The sequence below is a fragment of the Kitasatospora sp. A2-31 genome (assembly GCF_022288725.1).
In the GTDB taxonomy this organism is placed as follows: Bacteria; Actinomycetota; Actinomycetes; order Streptomycetales; family Streptomycetaceae; genus Kitasatospora.
Genome location: NZ_JAKNTA010000005.1, coordinates 349,785 through 372,665 on the forward strand (window position 1 = coordinate 349,785; position 22,881 = coordinate 372,665).

At 75.8% G+C, this 22,881-nt stretch carries 19 protein-coding genes; 6 read left to right on the forward strand and 13 right to left on the reverse strand.

Annotated elements, in window-relative coordinates; genetic code table 11:
• Positions 1-55: 55 nt before the first annotated feature.
• From MCM47_RS16385 to MCM47_RS16395, 3 genes are all read right to left on the reverse strand, one after another.
• A complete protein-coding gene (locus MCM47_RS16385; RefSeq protein ID WP_238862352.1) occupies positions 56-1,393 on the reverse strand; it encodes a cytochrome P450 in 1,338 nt (445 codons plus the stop codon).
• Between the two features lie 52 nt (positions 1,394-1,445).
• Entirely contained in the window at positions 1,446-2,981 is a 1,536-nt protein-coding gene (locus MCM47_RS16390; protein ID WP_238862353.1) for an MFS transporter, read from the reverse strand.
• 283 nt (positions 2,982-3,264) lie between these two features.
• A complete protein-coding gene (locus MCM47_RS16395; RefSeq protein WP_238862354.1) occupies positions 3,265-3,855 on the reverse strand; it encodes a sigma-70 family RNA polymerase sigma factor in 591 nt (196 codons plus the stop codon).
• A gap of 103 nt (positions 3,856-3,958) precedes the next feature.
• Between MCM47_RS16395 and MCM47_RS16400 the strand changes: the two genes are divergently transcribed.
• Positions 3,959-4,294 carry a zf-HC2 domain-containing protein gene (locus tag MCM47_RS16400; protein ID WP_238862355.1) on the forward strand — a complete coding sequence of 112 codons (336 nt, stop codon included), beginning with the start codon at positions 3,959-3,961 and terminating at the stop codon, positions 4,292-4,294.
• 288 nt (positions 4,295-4,582) lie between these two features.
• Here MCM47_RS16400 and MCM47_RS16405 read toward each other — a convergent pair whose 3' ends face one another.
• The gene (locus MCM47_RS16405; protein WP_238862356.1) at positions 4,583-5,449 is read right to left on the reverse strand and encodes a hypothetical protein; all 867 of its coding nucleotides are present in this window, start codon (positions 5,447-5,449) and stop codon (positions 4,583-4,585) included.
• A gap of 268 nt (positions 5,450-5,717) precedes the next feature.
• Between MCM47_RS16405 and MCM47_RS16410 the strand changes: the two genes are divergently transcribed.
• Positions 5,718-6,998, forward strand: coding sequence for a cytochrome P450 (locus MCM47_RS16410; protein ID WP_238862357.1), 1,281 nt, complete (start codon positions 5,718-5,720; stop codon positions 6,996-6,998).
• Positions 6,999-7,116: 118 nt separating this feature from the next.
• Here MCM47_RS16410 and MCM47_RS16415 read toward each other — a convergent pair whose 3' ends face one another.
• Complete coding sequence (locus MCM47_RS16415) at positions 7,117-7,818, reverse strand: N-acyl homoserine lactonase family protein (protein WP_238862358.1); 702 nt, start codon at positions 7,816-7,818, stop codon at positions 7,117-7,119.
• Between the two features lie 209 nt (positions 7,819-8,027).
• Here MCM47_RS16415 and MCM47_RS16420 point away from each other — a divergent pair, with 209 nt between their 5' ends.
• Positions 8,028-9,440 carry a CoA transferase gene (locus MCM47_RS16420; RefSeq protein WP_238862359.1) on the forward strand — a complete coding sequence of 471 codons (1,413 nt, stop codon included), beginning with the start codon at positions 8,028-8,030 and terminating at the stop codon, positions 9,438-9,440.
• Between the two features lie 71 nt (positions 9,441-9,511).
• Positions 9,512-10,156, forward strand: a complete 645-nt coding sequence (locus MCM47_RS16425; protein ID WP_238862360.1) for a DUF6461 domain-containing protein — start codon at positions 9,512-9,514, stop codon at positions 10,154-10,156.
• A 45-nt stretch (positions 10,157-10,201) separates the two neighbouring features.
• On the opposite strand, the gene MCM47_RS16430 is transcribed toward MCM47_RS16425, so the two are convergent.
• Positions 10,202-10,801 (reverse strand): HdeD family acid-resistance protein, encoded by a 600-nt coding sequence (locus tag MCM47_RS16430; RefSeq protein WP_238862361.1) that lies wholly within the window; start codon positions 10,799-10,801, stop codon positions 10,202-10,204.
• A gap of 216 nt (positions 10,802-11,017) precedes the next feature.
• On the opposite strand from MCM47_RS16430, the gene MCM47_RS16435 reads away from it, so the two are divergent.
• Positions 11,018-12,967, forward strand: a complete 1,950-nt coding sequence (locus tag MCM47_RS16435; RefSeq protein WP_238862362.1) for a potassium channel protein — start codon at positions 11,018-11,020, stop codon at positions 12,965-12,967.
• A gap of 52 nt (positions 12,968-13,019) precedes the next feature.
• Here the strand turns inward: MCM47_RS16435 and MCM47_RS16440 are convergent, their stop codons facing one another.
• The 7 genes from MCM47_RS16440 to MCM47_RS16470 all read right to left on the reverse strand — a co-directional run bounded on the left by MCM47_RS16440 (position 13,020) and on the right by MCM47_RS16470 (position 21,310).
• Complete coding sequence (locus MCM47_RS16440) at positions 13,020-13,799, reverse strand: enoyl-CoA hydratase (protein ID WP_238862363.1); 780 nt, start codon at positions 13,797-13,799, stop codon at positions 13,020-13,022.
• 118 nt (positions 13,800-13,917) lie between these two features.
• Entirely contained in the window at positions 13,918-14,985 is a 1,068-nt protein-coding gene (locus MCM47_RS16445) for an enoyl-CoA hydratase/isomerase family protein (RefSeq protein WP_238862364.1), read from the reverse strand.
• A 145-nt stretch (positions 14,986-15,130) separates the two neighbouring features.
• On the reverse strand, positions 15,131-16,351 hold the full coding sequence (gene fahA, locus MCM47_RS16450) for a fumarylacetoacetase (protein WP_238862365.1): 1,221 nt from the start codon (positions 16,349-16,351) through the stop codon (positions 15,131-15,133).
• A complete protein-coding gene (locus MCM47_RS16455; protein WP_238862366.1) occupies positions 16,348-17,223 on the reverse strand; it encodes a hypothetical protein in 876 nt (291 codons plus the stop codon). Before MCM47_RS16455 ends, fahA begins: the two co-directional genes overlap by 4 nt.
• A complete protein-coding gene (locus MCM47_RS16460; RefSeq protein WP_238862367.1) occupies positions 17,220-18,422 on the reverse strand; it encodes a homogentisate 1,2-dioxygenase in 1,203 nt (400 codons plus the stop codon). The genes MCM47_RS16455 and MCM47_RS16460 overlap by 4 nt, the downstream gene beginning before the upstream one ends.
• Positions 18,423-18,474: 52 nt before the next feature.
• Entirely contained in the window at positions 18,475-19,689 is a 1,215-nt protein-coding gene (gene hppD / locus MCM47_RS16465) for a 4-hydroxyphenylpyruvate dioxygenase (protein WP_238862368.1), read from the reverse strand.
• 265 nt (positions 19,690-19,954) lie between these two features.
• On the reverse strand, positions 19,955-21,310 hold the full coding sequence (locus MCM47_RS16470) for a phosphoribosyltransferase family protein (RefSeq protein ID WP_238862369.1): 1,356 nt from the start codon (positions 21,308-21,310) through the stop codon (positions 19,955-19,957).
• Positions 21,311-21,553: 243 nt separating this feature from the next.
• Between MCM47_RS16470 and MCM47_RS16475 the strand changes: the two genes are divergently transcribed.
• On the forward strand, positions 21,554-22,789 hold the full coding sequence (locus tag MCM47_RS16475; protein WP_238862370.1) for a hypothetical protein: 1,236 nt from the start codon (positions 21,554-21,556) through the stop codon (positions 22,787-22,789).
• The last annotated feature ends 92 nt before the right edge of the window (positions 22,790-22,881 follow it).

Here is a 22,881-nt window from a genome sequence, read left to right on the forward strand (position 1 = left end):
GCGAGTGCGCGGTGAGCCGCGCGGGGGTGAGGGGCGACCCGCGGGGGCCGGCGGGTCAGACGCGCTGGTCGTAGGCGACCGGCAGGCTGTTCACCCCCCGGGCGAGTACGGCGGGCACCCAGGCCAGCGAGTCCAGGTCCGCGCCCGCCGCGGTGGACGGCCGGAGGCCGGGCAGGCGGGTGAGCAGGGTGCCGAGGGCGACCTGCAGTTGGGCACGGGCCAGCGCGGCGCCGGGGCAGTAGTGGATGCCGTGGCCGAAGGCCAGGTGCGCGTTGGGGGTGCGGTCGAAGTCGAGGACGTCCGCGTCCGGGAACTGCTCGTCGTCGCGGTTGGCCGCGCAGAGCGAGACGATCACCGAGTCGCCGGCGGGCACGGTCGTTCCGTGCAGGTCGCTGTCCTCGGCGAAGAAGCGCCAGGTGGTGAGCTCGAACGCGGCGTCGTGGCGCAGCAGTTCCTCCACCGCCCGGCCGAGCAGGCCCGGGTCGTCGGCGAGGCCGTCACGCAGCCGGGTGAGCCGGTCGGGGTGGCGGAGCAACGTGATCAGCATGGTGGTGATCTGGTTGGTGACGGGCTCCTGCCCGGCCACCAGCAGCTGGAACACCATGGAGTCGAGCTCCTCGGCGCTCAACTCGCCGGCGTCGTGGGCGGCGACGAGCCGGCCGAGCAGGTCGGTGCCGGGGCCGGCGGGGTCGGGGTGGGCCCGCTTGTGCGCCACCACCTCGGCGATGTAGTCCTCCAGAGCACGCAGCCGGGCCTCGTAGGCGGGTCGGCCCGGGTCCTGCGGGCCGACCGGCTGGACCACCTTGCCCCAGTCGCGGTCGAAGCGGCCGGCCAGCTCCGGTGGCAGCCCGATCGCCTCGGCCAGCACCCGGAACGGGAAGTGCGCCGCGAAGCCGGCCACCAGGTCGGCGCCGCCGGCCCCCGGCAGTGCGTCGACCAGCTCGTCGGCCAGCTCCTGGATCCGCGGGCGCAGCGCCTCGGCCCGGCGCGGGGTGAAGGCGTCCAGGACGAGCCGGCGCATCCGGGTGTGCTCCGGCGGGTCCTGGTGGAGCAGGTGGACCTGGAGCCGCGAGTGCTGCGGCTCCGGCATGATCGACGCCAGCCGGCGCCAGTTCGCGTTCCCCAGCGCGTGGTTCTTGCCGAGCCGGGGATCGTTGAGCGTCTCGTGGGCGGCCTTGTAACCGGTCACCAACCAGGCGGCGATCCCGCTCGGGAACCGCACCCGGTGGACCGGACCGGCCTCGCGCATCCGCCGGTAGAGCGGGTAGGGGTCGCGCTTGTACTCCGGCCCGGACAGCGGCAGGGGAGCGGGGAGCTCGCCGTGGCCGAACGGGCAGCGCGGCGCGTCGTCCGTCGGGCCGGCCGCGGTCGGTTCGTGGACGGTGTCGGTCATGCGAGGAGGTCCTCCGGGGTCGGGTGGGGGTCGTCCGGCGGTCGGCGGACGGTCAGGCGTGCGGCTCGGCGGCGTGGTCGGCGGCCGCGGGTGCGGGTGCGGGTGCGGCCGCCCCGGCGGGGCGGGGCCGGTCTGTCCGGCCGTCGTGGCCGCTCCGTTGGCCGTGGGCGGTCCGGTCGGTCCGGTCGGTCCGCTCGGTTCGGTGGTGCAGGAGGAGCAGGGCCGCGGCCGTGACGGCCATCAGCGTGGCGAGGCCGATGCCGGCCCGGACATCCGTCACGTGGTCCCCGCCGAAGGCGCCCGCGGCGGTGGCGAGAGCGGGGCCGAGGGCGAACCCGAGACTGCGGGCCAACTGGACGACCGAGCCCGCCGTGGCCAGCTGCCCGGGCGGGGCGGCGGTCATCACCAGGGCCTGGACGGGCCCGCCGTTGAGACCCATTCCGGCGCCCGCGAGGGCGAGCCGCCAGGAGATGTCGGCGGGCGTCCAGTCCGCGTCGACCGGGACGAGGAGCAACATCCCGAGGGCCGTCACGCAGGCACCGGTCAGCGCGGTGGGCCGGGCGCCCCAACGGTCGGCCAGCCGGCCGCCGAGGCGGCCGGCCAGGACCATGCCCAGCGGAAAGGCCAGCATGGTCAGGGCGGTGGTGGTGGCGCTGATCCCGGCGTCGCGGCGCAGGTGCTGGGCCAACAGGTAGTGGTTGGCGGCGAATCCGGCGGCCAGGGCCAGCACCGAGCCGTTGACGGCGGCGGTGCCGGACGCGCGCAGCACGGTGGAGACCGGCCGCCCGCCGGGGCGGCGGCACCAGACGACGACCAGCGGAGCGGCCGGCAGCGCAAGCAGCAGCCAGGCCGGCGCCCCGGGCGCGAGGGTGAGCCCGAGCAGCACGGCCGCCACCGCGGAGCCGATCAGGGCGGCGTCGCCCAGGGACCGGCCCGGGGATCCGCCCGGAGCCGAGTCCCGGGCGGGCGCCCGCAGCCCCCCGTCGCGCGGCGCCGCCCGGTACGCGATCGCCAGGGCGACCAGGCAGACCGGCAGCTTCACCAGGAAGACCGCCCGCCAGCCGACGTGGTCGAGCAGCAGCCCGCCGACCACCGGCCCGGTGACGGCGCCGAGCGGCCCGAGCGTCGCGGGCACGCTCATCGCCCGTCCGCGCAGCTCGGGCCGGACGGCGGTGGCGGCCAGCACCGGCATCAGCACGAACAGCACCGCGCCGAAGGCGCCCTGCGCCAGCCGGGCGGCGATCAGCCAGCCGGCCCACGGGGCCGCCGCGGCGAGCACGCTGCACAGTGCGAAGCAGCTGACCGCCAGGAGCAGCGCCGACCTGGTCCCGACCTGGTCGAGCCGGCGCCCGGCGGGCAGCAGCAGGGCGACCAGCGGCAGTTGGTAGCCGAGCACCGCCCACTGCGCCGTGGTGGCGGAGACGTGCAGGCCGTCGGCGATGTCGGTGAGGGCCAGGTTGACGACGTTCATGTCGAGCATGGCGACGAACGAGAGCAGCCCGGCGGCGACGACCAGGCTCCACCGGTCCTCCGACCGGCCCCGACCGGCGGTCGGCCCGCCGCCGGCCGGCGACTGCTGCGCTGACATGGCGCTCCTCCGAATCCCCGTGCTGCACCGGACACCGCCTCGGCGGCGGGGTCCGGTACAGCAGTCGGAGGCGCGGGCGTGCTGGTTCCGAACACCTGGGGGAATTTCCCGCCCTGGACACGACCTGGACACGACCGGGATGCGGCCGGAGCGCGGCCGAGGGCCCCGCGGCGCCGGGCCCTCCGGCCCCGGCACGTCGTGCGGAGCGCCCTGACCGCAGGCGGCCGTGCCGGGGGCGGTGGTGCATCGGCACCGCCGGCGCCGACGGGCGTCCGGCCTCCCGTCAGCAGGCCGCGGCGAGTTGGACGGCCGGCCCGCGCGGCGCGGGGTCGCCGCCCTCGGCGGCCCGGAGCCGCGCTATCAGCTCCTCACGCGCCCGGGCGACCCGGGACCGGACGGTGCCGACCGGGCAGCCGGCCACCTCGGCCGCCTCCGCGTAGCTCAGTCCGACCACCTGGGTGAGCACGAACGCCTCACGGCGCTGCGCGGGCACCCGGTCGAGCAGGTCGCCGAGGGCGACCCCGTCCTCGAACCCCGAGGCCGGCGGCGGGCCCTGCCGCTCGGCGGCCTCCTGCCAGTCCGGCAGGGCGGCGCAGCGCGGGCGGGCGGCGGCGGTGCGGTAGCGGTCGACGACGGTCCGCCGGGCGATCGACAGCAGCCACGTCCGGGCGGACGAACGTCCGGCGAACCCGGGCAGGCTGCGCAGGGCGCGCAGGAAGGTCTCCTGGGCGAGGTCGTCCGCGGACTGCACATCGGTGAGGTGGGCGACGAACCGCCACACGTCCCGCTGGGTGGCCCGGACGAAGGCCTCGACGTCCGCCGGCCGGCCGGCGCGGGCGGCGAGGGCCAGGGCGGTCAGCTGCTCGTCATCCACGGCGGCCTCCCTGCCCGCGCTCGCGGTGGCCGCCGGTCCCGCGACCGCGGCGGTCGCCCACCCGGTCCGCCGGGGCTGAGGAGTCGTGCGGGACGATGGGCATATGAGATGCGCCCACTTCCGCACAGCCCTCTCCGCCCGCCTCGACGGCGAGCCGACCGGCGTGCCGGGCCGGCGGCTGGACAAGCACGTCGCCCGGTGCACGGCCTGCCGGGAGTGGCTGCAGCGGGCGGAGCGGCTGCGCGGCGTGGTGTCGGCGGCCGGGGCCGACGGGCCGTCGGCGGACTGGTCGGCGGCCCTCTTCACCCGTCTGGGCGAGGCCGACGGTGTGCCGGGCGGTGGAGCCGCCGAGGACGGAGCCGGCGAGGACGGAGCCGCCGAGGACGGAGCCGGCGGGCCGGGCCGTCCCGGGCAGGGGGACGGCCGGCGGGACGGGTAGGACGATGGCGCCGGCCGGAGCCGGTGCGCCGTCGTAGTCAGGCATGGAAGGTCCTGAGGGGGAAGGCGTGGGAGCGGTGCCGCTGCGGGCGGCACGCGCTCGGCGTCGGTGGGCGCCCGGGCGCCGCGGCACCCCGGCGGGGTGGCGGCGGGCACGGACGCGGACCCCGTCGGCGCGGCCGGTCGGCGGCGCCACGGCACGGGGCGACCTGCCCACCGCGTGGCGGACGCCAGGGTGACGTCGGGCGTCGGGGTGACGTCGGGCGTCAGGCGTCGGACGGGGGGCGCGTCAGCAGGCGGGGACGAGGGCCGGCGGGCCGCGCCGGACCAGAGCGTGCGTCAGCAGCACCAAGCGGGGCGGACGCACCCGGTGGCCGGCGGAGCGGGGCGCGGCCGGCGGCCGGAAGCCGAGCGGGCGGCCGAACAGCGCGAGCAGCGGCGCCAGCAGCGCGCCCGCCAGCACCCCGCCCAGCATGCCGAGCAGGTCGAACAGCCGGGCCACGGCCGCCTCGCCGCGCCAGAGCAGCAACGCGCAGGCCAGCGCAGCCGCCAGGTGGGCCGCGACCATCCCCGGGGACAGGCCGTGGCCGGCCATGGCGTGCCCGGCCGCACCGTGGCCGGGCACGGCACCCGGGCCGCCCATGTCGCCCATGTCGCCCATGCCAACCGTGCCGGCCGTCCCCGTGGCTCCGGTCGCGGAGCCTCCGTGCGAGCCCGGGTGATGGACGCCGGCGGCCAGGGCCCGGAGCCCGGGAGCCGGCGGGACGTCCGGATCGATCCCGGCCATCCGGGCCAGGTCGGCGGGCGAGAGCCCGGCGGGTGCCCGATCCGGGTTGCAGAGCAGCAGGCTCGCCCAGTCCGTCGTGCCGAGCCGGTCCGGCCGGCCGGCGGCGAGCGCCCCGGCCTGCTCGAACGCCAGGTGCAGCGCGGTCTGCGCGCCCACCATCCAGACGCTGACCAGTCCGAGCCCGCGTCGCCTGCCGGCCAGCAGCCAGGTCGGCGCGAGGGTGGCCGCGAACGCTCCGGCCAGGACCGGCGCGGAGACCCCGGTGCCGGCCATCGCGACGTGCGCCGTGGCGGCCAGCGCCACGCAGAGCGCGGCGAAGACCACGGCGCGCAGCGAGCGGATCCGGTCGGTCATCACGATGACACTCATCGTCGCATCCGGCCCCGCCGGTCCGTACCGCCCCCTCCGGTATTGGCCGGTTCCCTCCCGTGAGAGCATGCCCGCCCGGCCCGCCCGGCCCGCCCGGCCCGCCCGGCCCGCCGGGCTCGCGGGGCCCGCCCGGCCCGCCGGGCTGATGACGCCACCTCAAAGTCCGATCGTCGTATGGTCGGTGCGGTTTGACAACGGTCACCGATCGGTCACTTAATGTGCGCAGCCGAGCACCCTGAGAGAGCAACGACCCGACCGGAGGCGCGACATGGGGACAGTGACCGACCCGGCGGGCGTCGGCGTCCCCGCGGACCTCGCCGACCCCGCCTTCTGGCGGCTGCCCGCCGCCGACCGTGCCGCCGGCTTCGCGGCGCTGCGCCGCCTCCCCGGCCCGCTCTTCTTCGGCGAGGGGCCGGCCGGCGGCCGGGCCGGGAAGGGCCCGCGCAGGGGCTTCCACGCCCTGGTCCGCCACGCCGACGTGGTCGAGGCCGGCCGGACGCCCGCCGTCTTCCTCAGCGGCCCCGGGGTCACCACCCCCGAACCCGCCCGCTGGGTCCGGCTGCTGTTCGGCGACTCGATGGTCAACCTGGACGACCCCCGCCACGCCCAGCTGCGCCGGATCGTCTCCCGGGCCTTCACCCCGCGCCTGCTCGCCCGGGCCGAGGAGGACATCCGCCGGGTGGCGGGGGAACTGGTCGACCGGGTGGAGCGGGAGCGGCCCGAGGACTTCGTCACCGCGGTCGCCGCCGAGCTCCCCTTCCAGGTGATCTGCAACATGATGGGCATCCCCGGGGAACCCCGCCGCGCCATCCTCGACGAGGTCAACCACGCCTCCGAGCACACCGGGGTCGCCCGCCCGCTGCGCAGCCGGATCCGGGTGCCCGGGCGCGGACTGCGGGCGCTCGCCCGGATGCAGGGCATGGTCGCCGACCTCGGTCGGGAGCGCCGCCGCCGGCCCGCCGACGACCTGATCTCCGCCCTGGTCACCGCCGACGTCGACGGCCGCCGGCTGACCGGGCGGGAGCTCGGTGCGTTCTTCTCCCTGCTGCTGGTCGCCGGGGTGGAGACCACCCGCAACGCCCTCGCCCACGGTCTGCACCTGCTCACCACCCACCCCGAGCAGCGGGAGCTGCTGGTCGCCGCCCCCGAACGCCACCTCGCCGGCGCGGTGGACGAGATCGTCCGCCACGCCACGCCGATCATCCAGTTCCGCCGCACCCTGGCCGTCGACCACCGCCTCGGCGGTCCGGACGGCCCGCTGCTGCCGGCGGGGGAGAAGGCGGTGCTGTTCTTCGCCTCCGCCAACCGCGACGAGGCCGTCTTCGCCGATCCGGACGCCTTCGACATCACCCGCAGCCCGAACCCGCACCTCGGCTTCGGCGGGGGCGGCCCGCACTACTGCCTCGGCGCCCACCTCGCCCGGCAGGAGATGAAGGTGCTGTTCCGCGAGCTGTTCACCCGGCTGCCGGCGGCCCGGTCGGTCGGCGAGCCGGAGCTGGTCCCGTCCAACTTCGACAACCGGGTACGGGCCCTGCGGTTCACTTTCTGACCCGCGGCCGGTCGGGGCGGGCCCGGGTCGGCGCGGTCCCGGGTCGGGGCGGGCCCGGGTCGGGGCGGCTCGTGCCCGGCCGGGGCCGGTGGGTGTCCGGTACGGCAAGGGAGCCTGGTCAGAGCAGGTCGGCAGGCTCCCAGACCGCGTTGTCGTGCGCGAACAGCACCCGGCGCGGCCCGAAGCCGCAGATCCGGTCCAGCCAGGCCCGGACGCCGGGGAGCGGCGGCTCGACCCCCTCGCGGGCCGCGCGCCGGGCCAGCACCGCCCCGCCGAACTCGTGGGCGAAGTCGTACGCCTGACCGGCCAGCACCACCGTCCCGCCGTCCGGCTGCTCCACGACCAGCGACTGGTGGCCGTCCGTGTGCCCGGGCGTCGGCACCACCCTCACCCCGGGCCAGACCTCCGCCTCGCCGGTCAGCTCCCGGTAGACCGCACCCGGGAAGTCCACCAGGGCGTCGACGGTGTAGTCGCCGGCCCGGGCCGTGGCCAGCTCCCCGGCCTGCACCAGCACCGGTGTGCCGGCCAGCAGCGGGTTGCCGCCGCAGTGGTCGAAGTGCAGGTGGCAGTTGACCACGAGGTCGACGTCGGCGAGCGCCACGCCCGCAGCGGTCAGCGCCTCCGGGAGCGGCCGCCGGACCGGACGGTAGTGCGCCTCCGTCTCCGGGTCGGCCGCACCGATCCCGGTGTCGAACAGCAGCAGGCCCTCCGGACGCCGTACCAGGTAGGCCAGCACCGGTTCGACGCGCGGCTCCGGCCCGCCCACCTCCGACGCGGGGCGGACGAGGTAGCCGAGGTCGAGACGGTGGATCGCGGACACGCAGGCCCCCCTGATCGGTTCGGACGGGTGGCCCGGGCCGCCCGGCTCCCCGGTGGGGTCCCGGCGCGCCGGTGTGCCGGCCCCCCGCCCCGGTTCGTACCCTACGCGTCGGCCGGGAGCTGCGGTGCCCGTTCGGCGGGTTCGCCCGACGACCCGTGCCCGTGGCGGGGGTCACGGCGAGGGCCGGGAAACCCGCGCAGAATGCGGTCATGACAGAGCGTCCGACCCCCCCCGCCGCCGATCCCGCCCCGGCCGACCCCGCGTCGGCCGACCGAGCCCCGGCCGACCCCGCCACCGCGTACGCCTGGGGTGCCCTGGGCGGGCCCGCCGCGTTGCTGGAGCGGGTCTCCTTCCACGGCCCCGACGCCGTCCTGCCCGCCAGGCTGCCCGTGCGGCAGCTGGCCAGGGCCACCGTCGCGGCCTGCTCGCTGGCGGCCGCCGAGCTGTCCGCACTGCGCAACGGCGGCGAGGTGCCCGACGTCCCGATCGACCAGGGCGCCGTCGCCACCGCCTTCGTGAGCGAGCGGCACCTGCAGATCGACGGCCGCACACCCGTCGCCTTCGCGCCGCTCTCCGGCTTCTGGCAGACCGCCGACGGCTGGGTCCGCACCCACGCCAACTACCCGCACCACCGCGCCCGGCTGCTCGACGCCCTCGGACTGCCCGCCGACACCGAACCCGACCGGCTCGCCCGGACGTTGCGCGAGCACCCCGCCGAGTGGATCCAGGAACGCGCCTACGCGGCAGGCGCACTCGCCGTCGCCGTCGCGCCGCCGCGTCCCACCACGCTCCCCCTGGTCGAGACACGGACGGTCGGCGAGGCCGCCGTCCGTCCGCTCGGCGAAGCCCCGTTGCCCGCCGCGGGCCTGCGCGTCCTCGACCTCACCCGGGTGATCGCCGGCCCGGTGGCCACCCGCACCCTCGCCCTGCTCGGCGCCGACGTCCTGCGAATCGACTCGCCCCGCCTGCCCGAGGCCGAGGACGCCCACGCCGACACCGGCTTCGGCAAGCGGTCCACCCGGCTCGACCTCGCCGAGGCGGCCGACCGCGCGGTCTTCGAGGAACTGCTGGCCGGCGCCGACGCCGTCGTCACCGGCTACCGCCCCGGCGCCCTGGACGCCCACGGCCTGGCCGCCGAGGCACTGCTGGAGCGCCGTCCCGGCCTGGTCGTCGCCCAGCTCGACGCCTGGGGCCGCACCGGTCCCTGGGCCGGGCGCCGCGGCTTCGACAGCCTGGTCCAGGCCGGCGTCGGCATCGCCGTCACCGAGGCCGGCGCCGACGGCCGACCGGGCGTCCTGCCCGCCCAGGCCCTCGACCACGGCACCGGCTACCTGATCGCCGCCGGCGTGCTGCGCGCGCTCACCGACCAGCGCACCGGCCGCCCGGGCGGCCGCCACCTGCGCTACTCCCTGGCCGGCACCGCCTCCTGGCTGCAGTACGGCATCGCGCCGCTCGCGCCGCTCGACGACGAGCCGTACGACCCGGCGACCTGGCTCGTCGAGACGGACTCCCCGTACGGCAGGCTGCGCCACGCCCTGCCCCCGGTCGGCTACCGGGGCGGCCCCGCCGACTGGTCCCGCCCGCCCGGCCGCTGGGGGACGGACGCACCGGTCTGGCGCTGAAAGCGGACGCCGGCCCGGCCCGCCGTCAGGCCGGCGGGCCGGCTGTCCGACCACTCTGGGATCATGGCGGAATGGCCGCACACGCAACCGACTTCACCTGGTTCGGCGAGCACTACGCCGAGCTCGCCGAGGCGTACTGCCTGACCCTCGTCCAGGGGCTCTCCGCGGAGGAACTGCTGGGCCGGTTCGCCGCTCTCCCCGGCCGGCGGGTCACCGGTCTGCAGGCGGTGGTGGAGGCCTGGGACGCGTTCGAGGACGGCGAGGACGAGACACTCGGCGACGACGAGCAGGACCGCCTGCTCATCGCCGTCACCCGGCTCGACGGCTGGGCGCTGGCGGTCGAGGTGAACGGCTACCTCGGCACGACCTGGACCCTCCTCCCGGGCCTCGCCGAGGGCACCCGGCTGGTCTCGCACTTCCGCAACGTCAACGCCGTCGACCACTTCCACTGGTGGGAGGACGGCCGGACCAGGCTCCACTTCGAACCGCTCTTCCCCGAGCAGCGGGACGGCTCGGACGCCGATGCGCCGGGCATCCCCGAGCTGCTGACGGGCTGCGGCTTCCTGCCGGCCGACGACGACCGGGGCGGCGGCCCGGGGAACGGTCTGCACACCCGGGCGGCCTTCGCCCTCGCCGAGCGGCTGACGGACGTCCGCCTCACCGCCGGGGCCCTGGAGTCGGCGGAGTACGTCCTCGGCTACGCGCCCCGGCCGTAACGGCAGGCGTCGCCCCGCGTCGTGCCGCATCGCGCCGCGCCGCGCTCAGACACCGGACGGGATGTCCTTGGCCCGGCCGCGGATCCGGAAGGCCGTCACGATCTCGATCAGGCCGAGGACGAGCAGCCAGCACCCGGCGAGCACGGTCAGCGCGGTGATCGAGCCGGCCGGCCAGAGCATCAGCAGCACACCGGCCAGGGTGTTGGCCACACCGGCGAAGATCTGCCAGCCGCGCGCGGGCATCGTCTCGTCCGAGATCGCGGCGGCCAGCTGGGTGATGCCCCGGAAGAGCCAGCCGATCCCGATCCAGATCGCCAGCAGCAGCACCGACTGCGCCGCGCTGCGGAAGCAGAGGAGCCCGAGCAGCACGCAGATCGCGCCGCTGATGAAGGCGAGTACGCGCAGGGCGGTGGTGGCGTGGGTGCCGAAGGCGGCGACGAGCTGCACGATCCCGATGATCAGCAGGTAGACGCCGAACAGGACGCCGACCACCAGCAGCGTCTGCTTCGGCCAGGCGAGCACGACGATCCCGAGGGCGAGCGAGGCGAGCCCGGCGATCAGCAGGACCTGCCAGGCGGCCTTGGCGAGCATGCCGAGCGGGCCCTGGACCGGGGAACCGTTGGGGGTGATGATCGGGGAGACCACGGCGGCGAACTCCTGACGGCTGGGTGAGGAACGGCGGCCGGGCCCGGGGGTCCGGCCGGGGGCTGCTGCCGGGAGTGGCAGGGGGCGCCTCCCAGGATCGTCGGGCGTGATCCGGTTCGCCCGCCGGACGCACCCGTTCGGGGAGGGCGAACTGCTTTCCCCCCAGCCACCGGAACGCCATCTGCCGATCACTCGCCGTAGATATGATCCGGCGATATGACTTCTGCAGGGTGGGGGACCCCTCCGGTTGGGCCGATCAGCCAGCACTACATCGTCTGCGGCGGGAACGCGCTCGCACACCGCCTGGCCCTGGAGCTGGTCGAACAGTACGAAGTCCCGGTGGTGGTCCTGGTCCCGGACCGGACCCGCGAGCACGCCCCGCAGATCGAGCAGCTGGCCGGGGTCGCGGCGGTGGTGGAGTTCAGCAGCGTCACCGAGGAGGCGCTGCGCGCGGTCCGGGTGGAGACCGCGCGCGGGATCGCCCTGGTCGACGGCTCCGACCAGGAGAACATCCACACCGCGCTCAGGGCCCAGGAGCACAACCCCGACATCCGCATCGTGCTGCGGATGTTCAACCAGCGTCTCGGTGAGAACATCGAACGTCTGCTGAGGAACGGCGCCGCGCTCTCCGGTTCGGCCACCGCCGCGCCGGCCTTCGCCGCGGCCGCGCTCTCCCGCCCCAACTCCGTCCAGGTCGGCGACCGATTCCTGTACATCGCCTACGACGACGACATCGACTCCAGCCGGATCTGCGTCGTCGCCGACCGGATCGACCGCCAACACCTCGGCCGGATCCGGCTGCTGCCGGAGCAGGAGGGCGACTCGGCCTCGTTCGTCCGGCTGGCCAGCGAGTTCGGCGACGACGGACCGGTGCGGCGGGTGCGGAACGCGGACGCCCCCGACGCGGGCCGCCCGGCGGAGGCTCCCGAGGTGCCGAGCCGGGACGAGGGCGCGCCGGACGAGTCCGCGACGCCGGAGCACGCGGTGCCCGACGCGGCCGAAGACGTGCCCGACGCGCCCGGCGACGTGCCCGGCGCGCCCGGTCCCGCACCCGCGGCGCCCGGCGGGGTGGCGGCGCTGCAGGCACTGCCCAGCGAGCCGCGGGTGCGGATCGCCTGGACCCGCCGGCTCCGCTGGCGGCTGCTCGACACCCTGCGCTACCTCACGAGCGCCCGGCTCCGGCTGGTGCTGATCACCGCGCTGGCCGCCGTGCTGATGTCCTTCGGCCTGCTCTGGTACCTCAACCGGGACTTCGGCTGGTCCCTCTACGTCTCCCTGCTCGACCTCGCGGGCGCCGCCCAGCCCGACCAGCCCGCCGACGCGGCCGCGGGCACCGGCACCGGGGGCCTGTGGCAGCGGGTCGCACAGGTGGTGATCACCTTCTGCGGCATCACCTTCGTGCCCGTCGCCACCGCGATCATGGTCGAGGTGCTCGGCTCCGGCCGGCGGGGACAGCCCCGCAACCCCGGTGCGGGCACCCGCGACCACGTCATCGTGGCCGGGCTCGGCAACGTCGGCACCCGGGTCGTCGCCCAGCTGCACGGCATGGGCGTGCCGGTGGTCGGCCTGGAGCGCGACCCGCAGGCGCGCGGCATCTCGGCCGTCCGCGCCCTCGGCGTGCCGGTCGTGGTGGACGACGGCCCGCTCGCGGAGCAGCTGCGCCGGGCCCGGCTGAAGCACAGCCGCGCGGTGGTCGCGGTCAGCGGGGACGACGCCACCAACCTGGAGGCGGCGCTGGAGGCGCGCGCGGTGCGGCCCGACGTCCGCGTGGTGGTCCGGCTCTTCGACGACAACTTCGCCCGTCACGTGTACGCCACGCTGGACAACGCGGCCTCGCGCTCGACGTCCTACCTCGCCGCGCCCGCGTTCGCGGCGGCCCTGATGGGACGCGAGGTGCTGGGCACGCTCTCGGTGTTCCGGCACGTGCTGCTCATCGCCGAGCTGCGGGTGGAGGAGGGCAGCGGACTGGTCGGGATGAACCGGCACGACCTGGAGGACCCGGGTGGCGTCCGGGTGGTGGCCGTCCGGCTGGCCGCCGGCCCGCGCGCGTACCAGTGGAACTACGCCGACCGCACCCGGCAGCTCGTTCCGGGCGACCGGATCGTGGTCGCCGCCAGCCGCGGCGGCCTGGCCCGCCTCAACACCGCCCTGGTGCGCGAGGGCTGACGGCGTTCGGCGGAGGGGGCCGACCCCTCCGCCGAACGCCGTCGGCTGGCCCTCAGCGGTGCGAGAAGTTCGCCGGCCGCTTCTCGGCGAAGGCGGCCATGCCCTCCTTCTGGTCCGCCGTGGCGAACGCGGCGTGGAACAGGCGCCGCTCGAAGCGGACGCCCTCGGCGAGGGTGGTCTCGAAGGCCCGGTTCACGCTCTCCTTCATCATGATGCTGGCGGGCGTCGACATCTCCGCGACCTTCTCCGCCGTGGCCAGCGCCTCCGCCAGCAGCTGGTCCGCCGGGACGATCCGCGACACCAGGCCGGCCCGCTCCGCCTCCTCGGCGCCCATCATCCGGCCGGTCAGGCAGAGCTCCATCGCCTTGGCCTTGCCGATCGCGCGGGTCAGCCGCTGCGAGCCGCCGATGCCCGGGATCACGCCGAGCTTGATCTCCGGCTGGCCGAACTTCGCGGTGTCCGCGGCCAGCAGGATGTCGCAGAGCATCGCGAGCTCGCAGCCGCCCCCGAGGGCGAAGCCGGCGACCGCCGCCACGACCGGCTTGCGCAGCTCGCCCAGACGGTCCCACGGGCCCAGCCAGTCGTCGAGGTAGACGTCGGGGAAGCGGTTGCCCTGCATCTCCTTGATGTCGGCGCCGGCGGCGAAGGCCTTCTCCGACCCGGTGATGACCAGACAGCCGATCTCCGGGTCGCGGTCGAAGGCGGTGGCGGCCGCGACGACCTCGTTCATCAGCCGGGTGTTCAGCGCGTTGAGCGCCTCCGGCCGGTTGAGGGTGATCAGCCCGACCCGGCCCTTGCGCTCGACCAGGATCGTCTCGTAGGTCTCGGTCATCGTCGTTGACTCCCATTCGCAGCTCGGCGGCACTCTGACGGGGGATACGATCGCGGACGGACCGCCCGAGCGCCAGTCTCGCCAGGCGAGACGGTCGTCACCAGGCCGGGCCTGCGGCTCACCCGAGCCGCAGGTCGCCGCCGGCCGGCGGCTCGAAGAAGGCGGCCACCGCCCGGTCGTCGACGTCCACCAGGGCGGCGGGGGACCAGCGCGGGTTCCGGTCCTTGTCCACCACCTGCGCGCGGATGCCCTCCACCAGGTCGTGGTGGGCGAGCGCGGCGCAGGAGACGCGGTACTCCTGCACCAGGGTCTCCGTGAGCGTGCCCTGCCCCGCGGCGCGGCGCAGGGCGGCCAGCGTGACCTTCAGCATGGTCGGCGAGCGGTCGGCCAGCTCCTCGGCGGCCTGCTTCGCCTCGGGGACGCCGCTGCCGAGCAGCCGCTCGGCGATCTCCTCGACGGTGTCGGCGGCGTAGCAGGCGTCGATCCACTCCCGCTGCGCGGCCAGCGCGGCGGCCGGCGCCGGCCCGGTGTGCGCGGCGACCACGGCGGCGACGGCGGCGGCGGTCGCGGCGGTGTCCGCACCGGCCGGGACGGCGGCGAGCGCGGCGAGCAGGGCCGGGACGGCGGAGGAGGGCACGAAGTGGTCGGCGAAGCCGCAGAGCAGCGCGTCGCCGGGCCCCATCGACCCGGAGGTGAGCCCGAGGTGGGTGCCCAGCTCGCCCGGGGCCTGGGCGAGCAGGCGGCTGCCGCCGACGTCGGGGACCAGGCCGATCCGGGTCTCCGGCATCGCGACGACGGAGCGCTCGGTCACGATCCGCACCGAGCCGTGGGCGGAGAGGCCGACGCCGCCGCCCATGGTGATGCCGTCCATCACCGCGACGTACGGCTTGGGGTAGCGGGAGACGAGGGCGTTCAGGCCGTACTCGTCCGCGAAGAACGTCCGCGAACCGGCCCCGCCGGCCTTGGCGTCGTCGTGGATCGCGCGGATGTCCGCCCCCGCGCAGAGGCCGCGCTCGCCGGCGCCGGTCAGCACGACGGCGCCCACCGCGTCGTCCGCGGCCCAGGCGTCCAGCGCCTCCCGGACGGCGGTGATCATGCCGTGGGTCAGCGAGTTGAGCGCCCTGGGCCGGTCGAGCACGATGCGCCCGACCCCGCCGTCCCGGTAGACCTGCACCTCTGCGCTCATCGGGCCCGCTCCCGTTCCTCGTCGCCGCTTCCCAGGGTGGTCCGGTCGGCCCCCGGACTCCTGCGCCACCGTACTAGCCGCACCGCGCCGGGCCCGTGCGGGTTCCCCCGGAATCCGCACGGGCCCGGCACGGGCCGCCGAGCCGCTACGGCGTGACGCGGCCGGTGACCTCGCCGAAGCCGACCACCGTGCCGTCGGGCCCCGGTGCCGTCGCGGTGATGGTCACCTCGTCGCCGTCCTCCAGGAAGGTGCGGGTGGTGCCGTCGGGGAGCTTGAGCGGCTCCTCGCCGTTCCAGGTCAGCTCGATCAGCGCGCCGCGGGTCTGCGGCTCGGGGCCGCTGACGGTGCCCGAGGCGAAGAAGTCCCCGGTGCGCAGCGAGGCGCCGTTGACCGTCATGTGGGTGAGCTGCTGCGCGGCCGTCCAGTACATCGAGGCGAACGGCGGCCGGGAGACCGGGTGCCCGTTGAGACGGACCTCCAGCGCGAGGTCGAGGCCCCACGCTTCGCCGCCGCGGTCGTCGAGGTACGGCAGCGGCTCGACGTCGCGGGCCGGCGGGGTGACCCGGGCCTGCTCCAGCGCGTCCAGCGGCACGATCCACGGCGAGACGGAGGTGGCGAAGGACTTGCCCAGGAACGGGCCCAGCGGCACGTACTCCCAGGCCTGGATGTCGCGCGCGGACCAGTCGTTGACCAGGCAGACGCCGAAGACGTGCTCCCGGAACCGGTCCAGGGGGACGGGCGTGCCGAGGACGGACGGGGCGCCGACGACGAAGCCGACCTCCGCCTCGATGTCGAGCCGGCGGGTCGGGCCGAACGAGGGCACGGCGTCCGCGGGCGCCTTGCGCTGCCCCTGCGGGCGGACCACCGGGGTGCCGGAGACGACGACCGTGCCGGCCCGGCCGTGGTAACCGATGGGCAGGTGCTTCCAGTTGGGGGTGAGCGGCTCCGAGCCGGGGCGGAAGATCCGGCCCAGGTTGCTCGCGTGGTGCTCGGACGCGTAGAAGTCGACGTAGTCGGCGACCTCGAACGGCAGGTGCAGCTCCACCCCGGCCACCGGCAGCAGCAGCGGCGCGAGGGCGGCCCGGTGGGACTCGTCGGTGAGCCAGCGGGTGAGCGCGGCGCGGACCTCGGTCCAGACCGGACGCCCGGCGCCCAGCAGCGGGTTGAGGGTGTCCGCGTCCAGCAGCACCGACGGCTCGCCGACCGCCCGGGCGGCGGCGCCGGCGTCGAGGACGAACTCCCCGATCCGGACGCCGATCCGCCGCACGCCTGGCCGGTCGGCCGCGGTGAAGACGCCGTACGGCAGGTTGTGCACGCCGAACGGCGAGTCGTCGGCGCCGGCGAGCCAGCTGCGGGGGGTGGTCAACGGTCCTCCTGGGGCGTGGGGCTGGGGCCGGTCCCGGGCGACACCAGGTCGAGCGCGACCAGGTCCGCCAGCGGCTCGGCGATGCTGCAGGTGCCGAACGCGGTGAACGAGTTCCGGATCACCGTAACCTGGTGCTCGGTCAACTCGCGGACCGCCTTGGCCAGGGCGGCGCCCGAGCGCTCCGCCAGCAGTTCGGCGGCGGCCGCGCGGTCGGTCTCCCGGGCGGCCAGCAGCACGTTCAGGAAGCCGTGGTGCTCGAAGCCGGTGGCCGGATCGGTGTGCCGGACGGCGTGGTGCAGCCCGGCGGTGCACTTGTAGGGCAGGCCGCGCTGCGCACAGCCGGTGAGGAAGCCGGCCAGCTCGTCCTCGTCCGGGAACGCGTCGGCCACCACGCCGCCGGTGCGGAACTTCGCCCGGTAGGGGCTGTCGACCAGCACGTCCAGCACCTCGTCCAGGCCGTCACCGCGCAGGAGTTCGCGAGGCAGTTCGACGGCGGCGGGGATGTGGGTCGGGAGCAGCAGGTCGAGCGCGGCGACCGCCTCGCGGGCGTCCCGGGTGGCCAGTTCGACGCCGGCCACCTCGAACGGCGCGGCGGCGGCCAGGGCCGGGCCGAGCTCGGCACTGCCCCCCGGCAGTACGAGCCCGACCCGGAGGGGGACCGGTGCGCCGACGGCCGCCGTGGCGGCCTCGGCCGCCACGGCCAGCTCGTCCAGCCGGCCCGCCCCGCACAGGAGCGGGCCGACCGCCTCGGCGTACCACGCGCAGCGGTGCGCGCGGTGGGCCGGTACCGCCTCGGCGACCGGCAGGTTCCCCGGCGGGAAGACGGCCGCGTCGTCGAAGAGGTCCTGGAAGAGCGGGGGGATCGTGCTCACCGGCCCGGCCCCCGACCCGCCCAGGTCCAGGCGTAGTTCGCGTCCTCGCTGGCCCGGCCGCCCTCGCCCAGCTCGAGCGGGCGGAAGGTGTCCACCATCACGGCGAGCTCGTCGAAGAACTCCACGCCGATGCTGCGCTCGTACGCGCCGGGCTGCGGGCCGTGCGTGTGGCCGCCCGGGTGCAGCGAGATCGAGCCCTGGGCGATGCCCGAGCCCTTGCGGGCCGCGTAGTCGCCGCCGCAGTAGAACATGACCTCGTCGCTGTCCACGTTGGAGTGGTAGTACGGGACGGGGATCGACAGCGGGTGGTAGTCCACCTTGCGCGGCACGAAGTTGCAGATCACGAACCCGTTGCCCTCGAACACCTGGTGCGCGGGCGGCGGCTGGTGGATCCGGCCGGTGATGGGCTCGTAGTCGCTGATGTTGAAGGCGTACGGGTAGAGGCAGCCGTCCCAGCCGACCACGTCGAACGGGTGGTGCGGCACGGTGTACCGGGTGCCCGCGATCCCGTTCGGGCCGCGGTGCTTGACCAGGACGTCGACGTCGCCGGCGTCGTCCACCAGCAGCGGGCCGACCGGGCCGCGCAGGTCCCGCTCGCAGTACGGCGCGTGCTCCAGCAGCTGGCCGTACTTGGAGAGGAACCGCTTCACCGGGGTGATGTGGCTGTTCGCCTCGATGCAGTACGCGCGCAGCGGCTCGTCGCCGGTCGGCACCCAGCGGTGGGTGGTCGCCCGGGGGATGACGACGTAGTCGCCCCGGCCGACCTCCAGCGAGCCGAAGACGGTCTCGACGGTGCCCGCGCCGGACTCCACGTACACGCACTCGTCGCCGAGCCCGTTGCGGTACAGCTCGCTCGGGGCCCCGGCGGCGACGTACGAGATCCGCACGTCGCCGTTGCCGAGGACCAGCCGGCGGCTGCCGACCACGTCGGCGGACTTCCACTCCTGGTCCGCGAACAGCTCGTGCAGCTTGAGGTGGCGCGGGAGCAGGGGGTGGTTCGGCACGGTGGACTGGTCCGGCAGCTCCCACGGCACCGCGTTCACCACGGCCGAGGGGATGCCCCGGTGGTAGAGCAGCGAGGAGTCCGAGGAGAACCCCTCCTCACCCATCAACTCCTCGTAGTACAGCCCGCCTTCGGGTGTGCGGTGCTGGGTGTGCCGCTTGGGCGGGATGCTGCCCAGCTGCCGGTAGTACGCCATCGTCCTGCTCCTCCTGGCCCGTTCGCCGATTCGCCCTGATCAGGGGTGGTGATCAGAGGTTGCCGCGGCGGTCCTGCTCGCGCTCCAGGGATTCGAAGAGCGCCTTGAAGTTGCCCTTCCCGAAGCCGAGCGAGCCATGCCGCTCGATGAACTCGAAGAAGACGGTCGGGCGGTCGCCCTGCGGCTTGGTGAAGATCTGCAGCAGGTAGCCGTCCTCGTCCCGGTCGACCAGGATGCCGCGCTTCTTCAGTTCCTCGACCTCGACGCGGACCTTGCCGATCCGGGCGCGCAGCTCCGGGTCGTCGTAGTACGAGTCCGGGGTGGAGAGGAACTCCACGCCGTTGGCGCGCAGGACGTCGACGGTGGTGAGGATGTCGTTGGTGGCGAGCGCCAGGTGCTGGCAGCCCGGGCCGCCGTAGAACTCCAGGTACTCGTCGATCTGCGACTTCTTCTTGGCGATGGCCGGCTCGTTGAGCGGGAACTTCACCCGGTGGTTGCCGCTGGCGACGACCTTGGACATCAGGGCCGAGTACTCGGTGGCGATGTCGTCGCCGACGAACTCCGCCATGTTCACGAAGCCCATCACGCGGTTGTAGAAGCCGACCCACTCGTCCATCTTGCCGAGCTCGACGTTGCCGACGGCGTGGTCGAGGGCCTGGAACAGCCGCTTCGGCTGGCCGGCCGGGCGGGTCACCCTGGTCTCGGCGGCCACGAAGCCGGGCAGGTAGGGGCCGTGGTAGCGGGAGCGGTCGATCAGGGTGTGCCGGGTCTCGCCGTAGGTGGCGATCGCGGCGCGGCGCACGGTGCCGTGCTCGTCGGAGACGTCGTTCGGCTCCTCCAGCACGACGGCGCCCTGGGCGCGGGCGTGCGCGATGCACTTGTCGACGTCCGGAACCTCCAGCGCCAGGTCGACGACGCCGTCGCCGTGGCGGCGGTGGTGGTCGAGCAGCGGGCTGTCGGGGGAGACGCCGCCCTTGATGACGAAGCGGCACGAGCCCGAGCGCAGGACGTAGGCCTTGCGGTCGCGGCGGCCGGTCTCCGGGCCGGAGTAGGCGACCAGCTCCATGCCGAAGACGACCTGGTAGAACTGGGCCGTCTGGGTGGCGTTGCCGACCACGAAGATCACGGCGTCCTGCGCGATGACAGGGAACGGGTCCGTGGCGGGGTCGTGCTCGACGAGGCCGACGAGGCGGCGCAGCTGCTCGGCGTCGAGACCGGCCTCGCGCTCCTCGGGGGTCAGCTCAAGAGCGTGGGTCTGCGGGGTCATCGGTCGTTCCTCCACAATGAGGCCTCGGCTGGGAGGCATCCGCTTGAGGCGGCCACGCCGCAAGGGTGGGCGGTGCGGCTGAGCGGAGAGCTTGCTCCTGTCGGACTGGTTGGGCAACAGGTCGCGATTTCACTGATCAATGTGTACAAGCTGGCCAGGAAATCCCTGGTCCGGCTGCGCAATATGTGCTGTCGAACGACGGATTCCCGAGATCCTTGCCATCCCTCCGATCGCCTGCTCCCGCCGCTGGTGACGGCCGCCGTCCTCAGGAACCGGATGGCTGCCCTCCGCCGGAGCCTCGGTCCCGATGCCCCTCCGGGAGGTGGCGCAGGAACCAGTCGCGGGCCAGTTCGGCGACCTGGTCCAGCGCCCCCGGCTCCTCGAACAGGTGGCCCGCGCGCGGCACCACCGCCAGCTCACTCTCGCAGTGCAGCCGGGCCCGCGCCTGTCGGTTCAGGTCGATCACCGTGCTGTCGCGGCCGCCGACGATCAGCAGCGTCGGCGCGGCGACGGCGGCCAGCCGGGGCGCCCCGGCGAGGTCCGGCCGCCCGCCCCGGGACACCACGGCGCGTACGCCGTCACCCAGCCGGGCCGCGGTCCACAGCGCCGCGGCGGCCCCGGTACTGGCGCCGAACAGCCCGATCGGCAGGCCCCGGGCCGCGTCGTCCAGGTCGGGCAGCCGGCGGCTCACCTCGGTCAGCCGGGTGCCGAGCAGCTCCACGTCGAACACGTTGCGCCGGTCCGGCTCCTCGTCCTCGGTGAGCAGGTCGAACAGGAGCGTCGCCAGGCCCGCCCGGTTCAGGTACGCGGCGACGTAGCGGTTGCGCGGGCTGTGCCGGCCGCTGCCGCTGCCGTGCGCGAACACCACCGCGCCGAGCGCGTGCACCGGCACGGTCAGCCGCCCGGCCAGCCCGACCCCGGCGGCGGGCACGGTCAGCTCGTGGTCCACCGCGGCCGGGGCCCGGGTCCGTTCGCCGCGGGCCTCGGCCAGCAGCCGCAGCACCTCCTCGTCGGTGGTCTGCGAGAAGTCGCCGTAGAACTCGCCGATCGCGAAGAAGGGCGACGGCGTGCCGACGCAGATCAGCTCGTCCGCGACGTCGGCCAGCCGGTCGACCCAGTCGCGGGGCGCCACGGGGACGGCCAGCACGACCCGGGCGGCGCCCCTGGCCCGGACGATCCGGCAGGCCGCGCGGGCGGTGGAGCCGGTGGCGATCCCGTCGTCCACCACGACGACCGTGCTCCCGCGCAGGTCGGCGGGTGCACGGTCGCCCCGGTAGCGGCGGGCCCGGCGTTCCAGCTCGGTGCGTTCCCGCCGCTCGACGCGGGTGAGCTGCTCGTCCGTGACACCGGCGACGCGCATCACCTGGTCGTTGAGGACGCGGATGCCGTCCTCGCCGATCGCGCCCATGCCCAGCTCGGGCTGGTAGGGCACGCCGAGCTTGCGGATCACGCAGATGTCCAGCGGGGCGCCGAGGGCGTCGGCCACCTCGGCGGCCACCGGGACGCCGCCGCGGGGGAGGGCGACCACGACGGTGCCGGGAGCGCGCAGGTGGCCCAGGTGGGCAGCCAGTCGGCGGCCCGCATCGGTGCGGTCGGTGAAGTGGGTACCGGTGACGTGCATGGCGCGGCCTCCGAGTTCCACCGTACGTCGCCCGCGGTGCGCGGTGGAGGCGGCGGGGCGCCGGGTGCCCCGGGCCGGGCCGGGCCTGGTCGCCGGGCGGCCGGGACGCGACGGGACGGACCGGGACCGGCCCGGATCCACCCGGGCCGCTGCGGCCGGCCGGAAAGGGGAACGGGGGCTCAGGTGCCCGGGGCGGCGGGCGGCGCACCGTCGTGGTCGGAGCACAACCCGGAGGAGACCACGATGCACCCCGGTGCCGCCTTCGACCGCCGGCTGCAGGCCGGCCCCGCGAACTTCCCCCTGACCGTGCGGTGCGGCGAGTCGTCCTGGACGGAACTCGCCGACCGGCTCGCCGCGTTCCGGGCCCACCGGTTCGTGCTGGTCGGCGACGCCGCCGCACCCGCCGAGTACGTCGCCCGGATCCACGCCCTCGCGGCCGCCCGGGCGCCCTGCACCCGCGTCACGCTCCGGTCCGACGCAGCCCCGGCGCCCTCGCCGTTCCCGGAGCCCCCACCGTCCCCGGAGTGCCCGGAGCCCTCGCCGGGCTCGACCGCCGACCCGTCCGGCCCCCGGGGCACCTCCGACTCCGCGGCGCCGGAGAGCCGCACGGTCGTGATCGCCGTCGGCGGTGAGCAGGCCTGCCGGGTGCCGGCCGACCTGCGGTTGCCGACCACCCTCGCCGCCGCCTGCGGTCCCGCACTCGCACTGCTGCCTCCGCCCGCCGGGGCCCGCACGCCGCCCGCCCGCACCGCGCCCGCCCTGGTCTGGGCCCGCAGCGACCTGCTGGCCGCCCGTCCCGCCGCCGAGACGCGCGCGGGCATGGTGACCGTGATCCGCCACGTGCTGGCCGTCTGCCCGGCCCAGTACGAGGCGCTCGCCGCCGTCCTGCGCCCGGACGCCCGGTACACGCCGCACGCCGTGGCCGCCTGCCTGGCCCTGTGCGCGGACGCCCGGGCCGCCCTGGTCGGCTTCGACCCGTTCGAGACGGGCCCCGCCCTCGCGCTCGACTACGGCAGGCGCCTCGGCGAGGCGGTCCGGGCGGCGGCCGACGCCGCCGGCCGCGCGGTGCCCGCCCCGGGCGACGCCGAGGCCCTGGGGCTCCTCCTCGCCGCGGAGATCGCCGTCGGGCTGGGCCTGCTCGACGGTTCCGCGGCGTGGGCGCACCGCGAACTGCTCGCCCGCAACGGCTCGACGAGCACCCTGCCGGGCGGCGACGACCCGCTGGCGGCACCCGCCCTCGACGCGGTGGGCGCCTGCTCCGACGTGGTGGGCGCCGGCCTCCTGGCCGACGCCGTCACCGTCGCCGCCCGGCCCGGCCTCTTGCTGCTCGCCGACCTCGGGTACCCGCACTGCGTACGGGGACGGCTGCTCACCCAGGTGGACCCCGGGGTGCTCCGGGCCGCCGTCCGCGGAGCGGCCCCGACCGCCCTTCCGCAGACCCGTCGCCCCGTCGCGGAGCCCCAGCCCGCGGCCGCCTGACCCCCAGGCAGCAGGTCCCGGGAGGCCCGGGCGGGGACGGGCGAAGGGCGGCCGGGCGAAGGGCGGGAACAGGACAGGACCCGGTCCCCGTG

Excerpts from the sequence above, each read along its gene's own strand:
- MCM47_RS16425 (WP_238862360.1), top strand. The coding sequence starts at position 9,512 with ATGGCCGCACACGCAACCGACTTCACCTGGTTCGGCGAGCACTACGCC.
- hppD (WP_238862368.1), bottom strand. The coding sequence starts at position 19,689 with ATGACCCCGCAGACCCACGCTCTTGAGCTGACCCCCGAGGAGCGCGAG.
- MCM47_RS16445 (WP_238862364.1), bottom strand. The coding sequence starts at position 14,985 with ATGAGCGCAGAGGTGCAGGTCTACCGGGACGGCGGGGTCGGGCGCATC.
- MCM47_RS16385 (WP_238862352.1), bottom strand. The coding sequence starts at position 1,393 with ATGACCGACACCGTCCACGAACCGACCGCGGCCGGCCCGACGGACGAC.
- MCM47_RS16410 (WP_238862357.1), top strand. The coding sequence starts at position 5,718 with ATGGGGACAGTGACCGACCCGGCGGGCGTCGGCGTCCCCGCGGACCTC.
- MCM47_RS16460 (WP_238862367.1), bottom strand. The coding sequence starts at position 18,422 with ATGGCGTACTACCGGCAGCTGGGCAGCATCCCGCCCAAGCGGCACACC.
- MCM47_RS16420 (WP_238862359.1), top strand. The coding sequence starts at position 8,028 with ATGACAGAGCGTCCGACCCCCCCCGCCGCCGATCCCGCCCCGGCCGAC.
- MCM47_RS16475 (WP_238862370.1), top strand. The coding sequence starts at position 21,554 with ATGCACCCCGGTGCCGCCTTCGACCGCCGGCTGCAGGCCGGCCCCGCG.
- MCM47_RS16405 (WP_238862356.1), bottom strand. The coding sequence starts at position 5,449 with ATGAGTGTCATCGTGATGACCGACCGGATCCGCTCGCTGCGCGCCGTG.
- MCM47_RS16390 (WP_238862353.1), bottom strand. The coding sequence starts at position 2,981 with ATGTCAGCGCAGCAGTCGCCGGCCGGCGGCGGGCCGACCGCCGGTCGG.
- MCM47_RS16440 (WP_238862363.1), bottom strand. The coding sequence starts at position 13,799 with ATGACCGAGACCTACGAGACGATCCTGGTCGAGCGCAAGGGCCGGGTC.
- MCM47_RS16435 (WP_238862362.1), top strand. The coding sequence starts at position 11,018 with ATGACTTCTGCAGGGTGGGGGACCCCTCCGGTTGGGCCGATCAGCCAG.
- MCM47_RS16400 (WP_238862355.1), top strand. The coding sequence starts at position 3,959 with ATGAGATGCGCCCACTTCCGCACAGCCCTCTCCGCCCGCCTCGACGGC.
- MCM47_RS16470 (WP_238862369.1), bottom strand. The coding sequence starts at position 21,310 with ATGCACGTCACCGGTACCCACTTCACCGACCGCACCGATGCGGGCCGC.